Origin of the sequence: Kitasatospora sp. NPDC053057, assembly GCF_044546945.1 — a bacterium.
GTDB lineage: Bacteria > Actinomycetota > Actinomycetes > Streptomycetales > Streptomycetaceae > Kitasatospora.
In genome coordinates this window covers 21,498-32,842 of the sequence record NZ_JBITZP010000061.1, presented here as the reverse complement: position 1 = coordinate 32,842, position 11,345 = coordinate 21,498, and the positions used below count along the sequence as shown (strand labels likewise).

General features: G+C 73.8%; 12 protein-coding genes and 1 pseudogene. 6 read left to right on the top strand and 7 right to left on the bottom strand.

The window, feature by feature from the left end; genetic code table 11:
• Positions 1-207 precede the first annotated feature (207 nt).
• A pseudogene (locus ACIG5E_RS36360) lies at positions 208-519 on the top strand (methyltransferase); the annotation flags it as partial.
• On the opposite strand, the gene ACIG5E_RS36355 reads toward ACIG5E_RS36360, so the two are convergent.
• The 4 genes from ACIG5E_RS36355 to ACIG5E_RS36340 form a co-directional block, all read right to left on the bottom strand.
• The gene (locus ACIG5E_RS36355; RefSeq protein ID WP_396541050.1) at positions 471-2,111 is read right to left on the bottom strand and encodes a multicopper oxidase family protein; all 1,641 of its coding nucleotides are present in this window, start codon (positions 2,109-2,111) and stop codon (positions 471-473) included. The pseudogene ACIG5E_RS36360 and the gene ACIG5E_RS36355 overlap by 49 nt on opposite strands.
• A gap of 171 nt (positions 2,112-2,282) precedes the next feature.
• The gene (locus ACIG5E_RS36350; protein ID WP_396541048.1) at positions 2,283-2,753 is read right to left on the bottom strand and encodes an ATP-binding protein; all 471 of its coding nucleotides are present in this window, start codon (positions 2,751-2,753) and stop codon (positions 2,283-2,285) included.
• A gap of 98 nt (positions 2,754-2,851) precedes the next feature.
• Positions 2,852-3,310 (bottom strand): STAS domain-containing protein, encoded by a 459-nt coding sequence (locus ACIG5E_RS36345; protein WP_396541046.1) that lies wholly within the window; start codon positions 3,308-3,310, stop codon positions 2,852-2,854.
• A 130-nt stretch (positions 3,311-3,440) separates the two neighbouring features.
• Positions 3,441-4,385 (bottom strand): SigB/SigF/SigG family RNA polymerase sigma factor, encoded by a 945-nt coding sequence (locus ACIG5E_RS36340; RefSeq protein ID WP_396541044.1) that lies wholly within the window; start codon positions 4,383-4,385, stop codon positions 3,441-3,443.
• A 224-nt stretch (positions 4,386-4,609) separates the two neighbouring features.
• Here ACIG5E_RS36340 and ACIG5E_RS36335 point away from each other — a divergent pair, with 224 nt between their 5' ends.
• The 5 genes from ACIG5E_RS36335 to ACIG5E_RS36315 all read left to right on the top strand — a co-directional run bounded on the left by ACIG5E_RS36335 (position 4,610) and on the right by ACIG5E_RS36315 (position 8,396).
• Positions 4,610-5,044, top strand: a complete 435-nt coding sequence (locus tag ACIG5E_RS36335; RefSeq protein ID WP_396541042.1) for an SRPBCC family protein — start codon at positions 4,610-4,612, stop codon at positions 5,042-5,044.
• A gap of 93 nt (positions 5,045-5,137) precedes the next feature.
• Complete coding sequence (locus ACIG5E_RS36330) at positions 5,138-5,506, top strand: PRC-barrel domain-containing protein (protein WP_396541040.1); 369 nt, start codon at positions 5,138-5,140, stop codon at positions 5,504-5,506.
• Positions 5,507-5,646: 140 nt separating this feature from the next.
• Positions 5,647-6,042, top strand: a complete 396-nt coding sequence (locus tag ACIG5E_RS36325; RefSeq protein ID WP_396541038.1) for an SsgA family sporulation/cell division regulator — start codon at positions 5,647-5,649, stop codon at positions 6,040-6,042.
• Positions 6,043-6,411: 369 nt separating this feature from the next.
• Complete coding sequence (locus ACIG5E_RS36320) at positions 6,412-7,527, top strand: mechanosensitive ion channel family protein (protein WP_396541036.1); 1,116 nt, start codon at positions 6,412-6,414, stop codon at positions 7,525-7,527.
• A 32-nt stretch (positions 7,528-7,559) separates the two neighbouring features.
• Positions 7,560-8,396 (top strand): hypothetical protein, encoded by an 837-nt coding sequence (locus ACIG5E_RS36315; protein WP_396541034.1) that lies wholly within the window; start codon positions 7,560-7,562, stop codon positions 8,394-8,396.
• Here ACIG5E_RS36315 and ACIG5E_RS36310 read toward each other — a convergent pair.
• The 3 genes from ACIG5E_RS36310 to ACIG5E_RS36300 form a co-directional block, all read right to left on the bottom strand.
• Complete coding sequence (locus tag ACIG5E_RS36310; protein ID WP_396541032.1) at positions 8,383-9,249, bottom strand: NAD-dependent protein deacetylase; 867 nt, start codon at positions 9,247-9,249, stop codon at positions 8,383-8,385. The two genes, ACIG5E_RS36315 and ACIG5E_RS36310, sit on opposite strands and share 14 nt — an antisense overlap.
• A gap of 98 nt (positions 9,250-9,347) precedes the next feature.
• Complete coding sequence (locus ACIG5E_RS36305; protein ID WP_396541052.1) at positions 9,348-10,196, bottom strand: serine hydrolase; 849 nt, start codon at positions 10,194-10,196, stop codon at positions 9,348-9,350.
• A 125-nt stretch (positions 10,197-10,321) separates the two neighbouring features.
• Positions 10,322-11,269: a LysR family transcriptional regulator gene (locus tag ACIG5E_RS36300; RefSeq protein ID WP_396541030.1), complete on the bottom strand. Its 948-nt coding sequence runs from the start codon at positions 11,267-11,269 to the stop codon at positions 10,322-10,324.
• Between the last annotated feature and the right edge of the window lie 76 nt (positions 11,270-11,345).

Sequence of the window (11,345 nt, the reverse complement as noted above, 5' to 3'; positions counted from 1 at the left end):
CCGCCGCCATGCCCGCGCACCTCTCACCCGCACCGACGGCCAGCCCAGATATCAACTGACTGGCCGTCGGCCACTACCTGCGGATTCGGGTCTGACCGTCCTGCCCACCGGACCAAGGACTTCCCGCCATGACCGCGACACCCCCGGACGACACCGCCCGCCTGCGCGCGACGGCCGACTTCGTCAGGGAGCACGACCGCATGCCTCGACATCCTGCGCCACTGCGCCCGCGCGATGTCCGCCCACGCCGACCTGCTCATCGTGGAACGCCTGCTGCCCGCCGACGGCTCGACCTCGCTGGCCACCGCGTGGGACCTCAACATGATGTGCAACACCGGCGGCCGCGAGCGCCGCGCCGACCACTACGCCCGACTGCTCGCCGAGGCCGGGCTGCACCTCCTGGAGCACACCCCGCTCCCGCTGGGCGCCGCCGTCCTGCACGCCCACAAGGCCACCGTCCCGGCCCCGCCTCAGGACCGGCGCGACGTCCGCCGGCCCGGCCGCCTCGGCTCGACGTAGTCGACGGTCTGCATCATCCCGAGATCCTCGTGCTGGAGCTGGTGGCAGTGGGCGACGGTGCTGCCGGTGAAGTCCTCGTACCGAACCAGGAAGGTGACGGTGTCGCCGGGCCTGCCGCCGGCCAGGTCGATGGTGTCCTGCCAGACCGGCGGGTCGAGCTGCTCGCCGTTGCGGTGGGTGACCAGGACGTGGTTGGTGTGCAGGTGGAAGGGGTGGCTGAAGGCCGGCTTGGTCTCGTCGGTGCGCAGCGTCCACCGCTCGACGGTGTCCAGCTCCAGGGTGTGGTTGACGTAGCCGGGGTCGAACAGGCCGTAGGCCGGGTCCTGGGTGAGGTCGCCGTCGGGGTCGGCCGCGGGGGTCGGGTTGCTCCCCAGGACGCGGAAGGCGTTGGGGAACGACCCGCCGAACACGCCGGGGTCGACGTGGAAGACCACCTCCCGGTCCGCGTCCGGGTTGGCGATGTCGCCCTCGTCGAGGAAGGGCTTGCCGGCCGGCAGGGTGGTCGGCAGCTCCATCGGCGGTTCGACGGCCGGGCCCGTCACCTCGACGGTCATCAGCGGCTCGGACACCCCGTCGGCCCGCAGTTCGTAGCTGCCGGGGTCGCCGCCGCGGACCAGCACGTCGGCCCGGTTGCCCATGGCCAGGCGCAGGCTGTCGGTGGCGACCGTGGCCGGGAAGGTCACGCCGTCCAGGGCGATCTGGTGGAGGGTCAGGTTCTGCTTGCCGTCGGTGAGCCGCAGCGGCAGCGCGGTGAAGGCCGTCGCGCAGACCACCCGCCAGCGCTGCACCTCGCCCGGGCGCAGCGTGAGAGTGGGGTTGACCTCGCCGTTGACGGTCAGCGTCGCCGGGACGGCGGCCAGCGCGTTCCCGGAGGTGAAGTCGGGGACCTTGCCGTCCTTGAGCCTGAGCTCGTTGACGCACACGACGATGTCGGCGGCCGCCGCGATCTCGGGCACCTCGTCGACGTCGCCCTCGACGATGAGGACCCCGGCCATGCCGCCGACGATCTGCACGGACGTGGCCCCGTGCAGGTGCGGGTGGTACCAGTGGGTGCCTGCCGGGTGGTCGGCCGGGATGTCGACGGTCGTGACGTACTTCGGCTCCGGGGCGCCGGCGTCGACCTCCTCGGCGGTGCGCGGTGCGAACTCGCGGTGCACGTTGTCGGCGTCCCCGGACGGGGAGACGTGCAGGCCGTGGGTGTGCAGGTTGAAGCTGTTGAGGTTGTGCGGCCGGTTGTGGCCGCCGCTGTAGGGCTCGTTCGGCGGCAGGCCGTTGACCTGGGTGAGCCGCAGGGTGTCCCCGGCGCGCAGCCGCAGGGTCGGTCCGGGGATCGTCCCGTTGTAGGTGCGGGTGGTGGCCGTCCCGTAGCCGGGGATGACGGTGTCCGTGAACCGCACGTCGAGCGTCTGCTCCAGCACCGCCCCCGGGGTGCCGGCCACCGGCCGCCGGGTCCGGACGGCCGGCTGCGGGAAGGGTGCGGGTGCCGCGGCGGCGTAGCGCCGGGAGAGGATCCCGTCGGACGCCGCCACGAGGACGGCGGTGGGGATCGCCTTGAGCATCGACCGACGACTGATTCCGACATTTTCGCTCATGGTCGGGCAATTTAGATCAACGCGCCGGAGCCAACCGGAAAGCACACCGCACGCCTGCCGCACATTGGGCCTTCCGCACCACTCCCGACGCCACACCGCCTCCCTTCCCGGGCCTCAGCCGCGGGGCTCGGCCACCGGCCTCAGCCCGACGGGCGGGTTCGCAGCGGGCGGTCAGCGGCCGGGGTGCGGTGGCCGGGCGTCGATCTCGGCCCACACCGTCTTGCCCTCGCCGTGCGGCAGCGCCCCCCAGCGGGTGGCGGCCTTCTGGACGATGAAGAGCCCGTGCCCGCCGGGCAGGCCCGGGCGGTGGGGGCGGCACGGCTCGGGCAGGACGGTCGAGCGGTCGCTGACCTCGATCCGCAGCCGTGCCTCGGAGGCGTCGAGGACCAGGTCGATGGGGCCTCCGGCGTGCAGCATGGCGTTGGCGACCAGTTCGGCGACCAGGAGCACGATGTCGTCCTCGGCACCGGAGGCGCTGGTCGGCCAGGACCAGTCGGCGACCGCCTGCGCGGTGTACGCGCGGGCGCGGGCGACGGGCTTCGGCAGCCCCGCGAGGTGCAGGCGCCGGCGCTGGCCGCCGGGCGGCAGCGTGGGGCCGGCGCCCGGCCGGTCGTCGTCGAGGGTTGCCCGACTGGTCGTCATGTGCGGGGTCCCCTTCGGTTTCGGCGCTGTGTTCCGCTTCGTCTGCTCGGTTTCCCGACCACTGCCGAATTATGCGTGCCCCCGCCCGGTCGCGGCGCTCACCGGGGTGCGGCGAGCGCGGCGTCCAGGGTCGGGTGGAGCGAGAACACGGTGTCGGCGCAGGTCAGTTCCAGCAGCCGCTGGACCGTGACGGAGGGCGCCGCGAGGCGGAACGCCACGTCCGCCGCGGCGGCCGCCATCCTGGTCTGCAGCAGCAGGTTCAGGCCGGAGGAGTCGCAGAAGTCGACGCCCGCGAGGTCGACGACGAGCAGTGACGGGTGCTGCTCCACCAGGTCGTCGAGGGTGCTGCGGGCAGGCTCCAGGGTCTCGATGTCGAGGTCGCCCACCAGTGCGCAGACGGCGGCCCGGGTGTCGGAGTGCCAGGTGCGTACGGCCAGGGCGGGCCCGGCCGGGTCGAATCCGGACGGGTCGCCCGTCCGGGAGGGGTCGGAGGGTGCGGTGGTCGGCGGCACGGTCACGGACTCGTTCTCTGCGGGCATCGTCTTCTCGGCATGCATCGTCGTCGTGTTCCCTCCACGGGTGTGCCCCACGAGCCTACGCAAGCCACCCGCTGAAGGGCCAGGCCGTGGCCGGGCCGTGGGTGGCGTGCGTGGCCTCGTGGCTGTTCCTGATGACCGTGGGACCGACTCAGCTGGCGGTGAGGTCCGCGCGCAGGCTGGTCAGCGTGCGGTTGAGGAGACGGGAGACGTGCATCTGCGACAGCCCGAGGCGGGCCCCGATCTGGGACTGGGTGAGCTCCTCGCCGAAGCGCATGGACAGGATCAGCCGGTCGCGTTCCGGCAGGGCGGCAACGAGGGGCTTGAGGACGATCAGGTTCTCCAGCGTGTCGAACCTCGAATCCTCCTCGCCGAGGCGCTGGGCGAGCGGGCCGGGGTCGTCCTCGCCCTCGGTCGCGGAGGCGTCCAGGGACCCGGCGGTGTGGCCGTTGGCGGCCGCGAGGCCCTCGACCACCTGCTCCTGCGACAGTTCGAGGTGCTCGGCGAGCTCGGCCACGGTCGGCGAGCGGCCGAGCCGCTGGAACAGCACGTCCCGGGCCTTGGCCAGGGTGATGCGCAGTTCCTGCAGGCGGCGCGGCACGTGCACGGCCCAGGTGGCGTCGCGGAAGTGACGGCGGATCTCGCCGAGGATGGTCGGCAGGGCGAAGGTGACGAACTCCGCGCCGTGATCGGGGTCGAAACGGTCGATCGCCTTGATCAGGCCGAGCGAGCCGACCTGTATCAGGTCCTCCTCGGGTTCCCGGCGGTTGCCGACCCGGCGGATCGCGAACCGCACCAGGGACAGGTTGAGTTCGATGAGCGTGGCCCGCACGTACGAGTACTCGGCGGTGCCCTCCTCCAGCGTCGACAGCCGGGCCAGCAGCACCCTGGTCAGCTCGCGGGCGTCGCCGGGCGCGACCTGGCGCGGATCCCCGACGTCGGCGAGCTCGGGGAGCTCCGGGTCTCCTGCAAGCCCCGGAAGCCCCGGAAGCCCGGGTAGGGCAGCGCGGTCGGCGCCGGGCGCGTCGACCGTCGAGGCCTCGTCCGGAGCCGGAGCTGTCACGCGGTGGAGGAGTTCGTCACTGGTCGTGGCCATGTCGGTCCTTTCCCCTCGGCGTACGGTCCGTCCCCGGGTACCCGCCGAGGCCGGTTGCATGCCGGTTCGCGCTGTGAGGATTGCGTGAACGAACGGCCGGGCGGTGGAGCGGCGGGCTCAGTCCGCACGGTACCGGTCGCGTGCCGTGCATGCCCGGCGGGGATCGGGGCACCCGGACCCGGTGCAGGACCGGAGACCGAGGAGGAGAAGGAGGGACCGGGACGATGGGACGGATCGAGGAATCGGTCGAGGTGGCCGCGCCGCTCGGCGAGGTCTACCGGCACTGGGTGCACTGCGAGGACTTCCCGCACTTCATGCGCGGGGTGGTCAGCGTCGACGTGTCCGGCCGCGGCAGCAGCAGCTGGGTGGTCGAAACCGCGGGCGGGCGACGGGAGTTCGAGGCGGTGACCACCGAGGTGGTGGAGGGCGAGCGGGTGGCCTGGGACGGCGGAACCGGCCCGGTGCGGCACAGCGGCGTGGTCACCTTCCACCACGTCGACGACCGCACCACCCGGGTGATGCTCCAGCTGGAGGTCGAGCCGCACGGGCTCTGGGCGCACCTCGCCGAGGCGCTCGGCTTCGTCGACCGACGGGTCATCGACGACCTGAACGACTTCAAGCACCACGTCGAGCAGAGCAGCGGACCGCCCGCAGGCTGAACGGCCGCCGACGGATCGCGAATCCGGGGGCATGGACCGCGACATCGGGGGCAGCCGAGCCCGTACGACGCACTCGGACGAACGGAGGCAGTCATGAACGAGCGCCACGGCATCTGGGAGTTCCGCACCGCCGCCGGGCACACCGCCGGCACCGACCTCGTCGGCTTCCACGTCGAGGCCACCGACGGCGCGATCGGCAAGGTCGACAAGCTGTCGGAGGAGGTCGGAGAGCAGTACCTGGTCGTCGACACCGGGCCGTGGATCTTCGGCCGGCGGGTCCTGCTCCCGGCCGGAACCGTGACGCGCATCGAGATCGGCGAGCAGAAGATCTACGTCGACCGGTCCAAGGACGAGATCAGGCACAGCCCCGACCTCGACGACGCCGGGCCCCACCAGGAGAACGACACCCGCGAACGCTTCGGGCCGTACTACGACCGGCTCTACGGCGGCCGAATCCTCTGACCGGGCAGCCGGAGGACCCGCCGGGAGAACCGGACACCACCCGACCCGACCCGACAGACCGACAGGCACCACAGACGAACGGGCGGGGACAGCCCTCGGCCGTCCCCGCCCGACGAATCCCGGGAAAGGGGAACCCTCCCATGGAACGTCTCACCACCCGGATCACCATGCGACTGATGACCGGCGACGAACGCAGCCGGGACCTGGACGTCCACTGGTCCTACCGGGCCACCGAACCCCACGTGGTGGAGCTGGACTTCACGTCCTACCAGGCCGAGGCGGTGTGGTCGCTCTCGCGCGACCTGCTCTTAGCCGGCCTGCACGAGCCCTCCGGCGAGGGGGACGTCCACGTCACCCCGTTCGACGACACCAACCTGCTGATCGCGCTCTCCGGCCGGGAGGGCGTCGCCCTGCTCGCCGTCCCCGCCGGGGCGGTCGCACGGTTCCTGGCCACCGCCGTCAGGCTCGTCCCGCCGGGGCAGGAACACGCTTGGATCGACTGGGACCGGGGCCTGGAGGACCTGCTGGCCGCCTGAACCGCACGCTCCCTCCGAACCGCGCTTCACCGAACCGCACCGCACTTCACCGCACCGAGAGGAGTCGCCGCCATGACGACCGCCCCCGCCCAGCCCGGTCTCCCGCCTCCCGCGCCGGAGCCCGAGGCGCCGCCGAGGCCGACGCCCGGCCCGCCCCTGGTGTCCGACCCCCCGCCACCGCCCGGCTCGCCCGTCCCCCCGCCCGAGCCGCGGCCCGCACCCGGCCCGGTCCCCGAACCGGCCACGCCGCACCCGGGCCGCCCCCACCCGGTCGAACCGCCCGACTGACCGCCCGGCCGAACCGCCTGCCCCGGCGGTCCGCGAGCCCGGTTGACGGGCCGCCACCGGAACCCGAAAGGAGCGCAGCACATGTGGTGGAGCCTGCTCCGCCTCGCCGTCGCCGGCCTCGCAACCGCCCTGTTCACCTACGGCCTCGACCGGGCCGTCCAGGTGCTGGCGCAGCGGCTGGCGGCCCCCTGGGGCGCCGGCGGCGTCCCCGAGGTGCTGCGCAGGTGCCGTCACCCGGTCCTGGCGCTGACCGGGTGCCTCCTGCTCTCCGCCGCGCAGCCGTGGATCGACGCCCCGCCCGAGGCCCGCGAGGGCCTGCGCCACCTGGCCGTGATCCTCGCGATCACCTCCGGTGGCTGGCTGTGCGCCCGCCTGGTGGCGATCCTGGTGGACGGCGCCGCCCGGCTCGCCGTGTACCGCCGGGAGCCGGCCTGGGCGGGCCGCGCCCGGACCCAGGCCAGTCTGCTCGGCCGGATCTGCCAGGCGGTCGTCGCGGTCGTCACCCTGGGTGCCGTCCTGATGACCTTCCCGGCGGTGCGCGGCGTCGGTACGAGCCTGCTGGCCTCCGCCGGGCTGGTCGGCGTGGTGGCGGGTGTGGCGGCGCAGAGCACGCTCGCCAACGTCTTCGCCGGGGTGCAGATGGCCTTCGGCGACCTGGCCCGGATCGGTGACGTCGTGGTGGTGGCCGGCGAGTGGGGGACGGTGGAGGAGATCACCCTGACGGCCGTGGTGATCGAGACCTGGGACCAGCGGCGGCTGGTGATGCCGATGTCGTACTTCGTCGGCCGCCCGTTCGAGAACTGGTCCCGCCGCTCCAGCCGGATCACCGGCACCGCGCTGCTCCACCTCGACCACCACGCGCCGGTCGGGCTGCTGCGGGAGGAGTTCGAGGACTACCTGGCCAAGAGCGAGCTGTGGGACGGCCTGGGCAGTGCCCTCCAGGTGGTCGACACCACTCCGACCACCATCGTGGTCCGGGTGCTGGCCACGGCGGCGAACGGCAGCGACGCCTTCGAGCTGCGCTGCCGGCTGCGCGAGCACCTCATCGGCTACCTGCGCGACCAGCACCCGTACGCCCTGCCGCGCATCCCGGTGGCGGAGGCCCCGGTGCGGCGCCCGGACTGCGCGGAGGCCCCGCGCACCCCCCGTACCCCCCGGCCGCCGTCCGCGGGCCACCGGGGACAGGACGCAAGGTAGGCTGAGCTGATCAGATGATCTTCAGGAGAACCATGCCTGCCGCCGCCCAGCCCCGCGTCCTGCTCGTCACCGACCTGGCCTACCAGGCCCGGGGCCGCCGGTACTGCGACGAGGACATCCGGCTCTCCGCCCGTCTGCGCGAGGACTTCGACGTCGCCCTGTGCCACCCGCTGGACGCCGCCGCGCTGCTGGACTCCTTCGACGTGGTGCTCGTCCGCAACAGCGGCCCGGTGCTCAACTACCGCGCCGAGTACGAGGACTTCCGCAAGCAGGCGCTGGAACGCGGTGCCCGGGTGTACACCCAGCTGACCGGGCGCGCCGACATGGCCGGCAAGCGGTACCTGCTCGACCTCACCGCCGCCGGGTACCCCGTCATCCCCACCGTCGACCGGGCCGAGGACCTCCCCCGGCTGCCCGTCGTCCCCGAGTACGTCGTCAAGCCGAAGCTCGGCGCCGACTCGATCGGCCTGCGGGTCGTCCCCCGCGAGCAGCTCGACACCGTCCCGTACGACGAGGACGTCCTGGTCCAGCCGCTGATCCGGTTCGCCTACGAGGTCTCGTTCTACTTCGTCGACGACGCCTTCCAGTACGCGCTGCACGCCCCGGACCCCGAGCAGCGCTGGCGCCTCGAACCGTACGAGCCCACCGCCGCCGACCTGGAGTTCGCCCAGCGCTTCATCGCCTGGAACACCGTCGAGCACGGCATCCAGCGGGTCGATGCCTGCCGCACCGCCGAGGGCGAGCTGCTCCTCGTCGAGCTGGAGGACCTCAACCCCTACCTTTCCCTCGACCTGGTCGACGAGGCCACCCGGGAGCGCTTCGTCGCCGCCCTCAAGGCCTCCCTGCGCGCCCTCGCTACCCGGCCCTGACCCGCCGGGCCGCCTCGGTCAGCACCGCGCCCAGCGGCAGGGCGACCCGGGCCGCGGCCAGCTCGTCGCCACGGGTCGCGCCCTGGTTCACGATCGCCACGGGCGTGCCCGCGCGGGCGGCGTGACGGACGAAGCGCAGCCCCGACATGACCGTGAGCGAGGAGCCGAGGACCACCAACGCCTGTGCCGCGTCCACGAGTTCGTAGCAGCGCTGGACCCTCGGCTTGGGCACGCTCTCGCCGAAGAAGACCACGTCCGGCTTGAGCACTCCCCCGCACCCCGCGCAGGGGGCGATCCGGAACCCGTCCACCAGATCCTGCGACAACTCGGCGTCACCGTCCGGATTCACCCGCGCCGGGCCGTCCCGGAAACCGCCGTTCAACTCCTCCAGCCGCCGGTCCAGCTCCTCGCGCGAACCGGTCCGCCGGCACGCCAGGCACACCACCCGGTGCAGCCCGCCGTGCAGCTCCACCGCCCCGCGCGTCCCGGCCGCCCGGTGCAGGCCGTCCACGTTCTGGGTGATCACCGCCGACACGTGCCCCGACCGCCGCAACCGCTCCACCGCCCGGTGCCCGGCGTTCGGCTCCGCCCCCGCGATCGTCCGCCACCCCACATGGCTGCGCGCCCAGTACCGCCGCCGGGCCGCCTCGCTCCCGGTGAACTCCTGGTACGTCATCGGCACCCCACGCCGACGGCTGCCCGTCTCCCCCCGGTAGTCCGGGATCCCCGACTCCGTCGACAACCCGGCCCCGCTGAGCACCACCACCCCCCGCCCGGCCAGCAGCCGCACCAGCACCTCCAGGCCGACCACATCGGCCGCCGTACCGCCGAGACCCGCCACGGGCACACCCATGCCGTCCAGCCTAGAACCGCCGGCCGGGCCCACGCGACGGCCACCGCACCGGCTCGACGGTCCAGGCGCCGCCCGGCCGGCTTCGGGCCTGCCGCCCTTCAGCCGGCCATGAGGCGCAGGGCGTCGACGGCGAGGCGGGCGGCGGTGCCGATGGCGGCGTCGGCGGTGGGGAGGGTGATGGTGGTGGCGGCGGCGCGGGTGAAGACGGCCAGGGCGTAGCGGCCGCCGTCGGGGTACACGACGACGCCGACCTCGTGGCGCAGGGTGGGCAGGGTGCCGGTCTTGCCGTGGACGCGGACGTCGTCGAACGGGAAGCCGGAGGCCAGCCGGTGCGGCCAGACCTGGAGGCCGAGCAGGCGGCGCAGGGCGGCGCCGGGTTCGCCGGGGCAGGCGTCGCCGTGCCAGAGGGCGGCGAGCAGGGCGGTCATCTCGCGGGCGGTGCTGCGGTTGGTGAAGGCCGGGTCGAGGACCCTGAGCCGGGCGACGACGGCGGGGTCGACCGGGGAGTCCGGGCCGGTGTCCTCGGCGAGGGCGGCGAACAGCTCGCGGACGGTGTGGACGGCGACGGTGCGGGTCAGGCCCAGCTCGGCCATGGTGCGGTTGACGGTGCCCAGGCCGATCTCGTCCCAGAGCACGTCCGCGGCGGCGTTGTCGCTGACCGCGACGGTCAGGTAGGCGAGGTCGCGCAGCGAGAGCCGGGCAGCGTCGAGCATGGCCGACAGACCCGTGCCTCCCGGGGTGCGGCCGGCGGCCGGGAGGTCAACCGGCCGGGTCAGGTCGATCCGTCCGGCGGCCGCCTCGCGGAACAGCGTGACCAGGAGGCAGAGCTTGTGGACGCTGGCGGTGCTGACGGGTGTGTCGGCGCCGAGGGCGAGCTCGGCGCCGGTGTCGAGGTCGCGGGCGTGCAGCAGGCCGGTGACGCCCGCTTCGGCGAAGGCGGCGGTGATGCGGGCGCGGGCGGCGCGGGTACCGGCGGGGCCGGTGGTGCGGTCGCTGGTCGTGCGGTCGCTGGTCGTGCGGTCGCTGGTCGTGCGGTCGCTGGTCGTGCGGTCGCTGGTCGTGCGGTCGCTGGTCACAGCGGGAACTCCATTGCGGGCCGGGGGAAGAGCGGGCGGTTGGGCGGCTGGGGCAGCAGGCCGCCGGATTCGGTCAGTGCCCGGTGGGCGGCCTCGGCGAACAGGCGGACGGCGGGCCCGTCGCACCCGGCCGGCCAGGCGGTGGAGGTGCGCCAGGTCAGCGGGGTGCCGGTGAGCGGACGCCAGACTGTACCCGGCGGGGCAACGGTGCGCGGCACCAGGGCGACGGCGCTGCCGGTGAGCACCAGCGCGCCCGCGACGTCCGGGCCGGGCGGGTCGACGACCGCCTCCGGGGTGCAGCCGTGCCGGGCCAGGGTGGTGAGCATCTCGTCGTACAGCGCCGGGGCCGTGGCGCGGGGGAAGAGCACCAGGCGCCGCCCGGTCAGCTCCGCCACCGCCACGTCCGGGCGGTCCGCGTTCGGGCCGTCGGCGGCGAGCAGCACGCCCAGCGGCTGGTGCAGGACCGGCCCGAAGGCCAGGCCTGCGGCCGGGCAGGGGTGGCGGACGACGGCGACGTCCACCGTGTACTGGGCGAGTTCGCGCACCGCGGCCGCGACCGGCAGTTCGCGCAGGTCGAGCCGGGTGCCCGGGGAGGCGCTGTCGAAGCCGGTGAGCAGCGCGGCCAGGGCGGCCGGTCCGAGGTCGGGCGGTACGGCCGCGCGCAGGGTGCCCGCCCGGCCGGTGCGCAGGTCGGCCGCGACGGCCAGCAGACGGGCGGAGCACTCCAGCACCTCCTCCGCCTCGTCGAGCAGCAGCCGGCCCGCCGGGGTGAGCGCGACCCCGCGCGGACCGCGGTCGAACAGGGTGACGCCGAGTTCGCGTTCCAGCCGCTGGATCCGCTGGGACAGCGAGGGCTGGGCGATCCGCAGCCGCTCGGCGGCGCGCCCGAAGTGCCGTTCCTCGGCAACGACGCGGAAGTGGCGGAGGTGCCCCAACAGGTCCATGAGCAGCAATCATAGGCAGTTCCTTATCGATCCTTTCACCATAACGGTCTTGGACTGGAGTCCTGGCGGCCTGTTT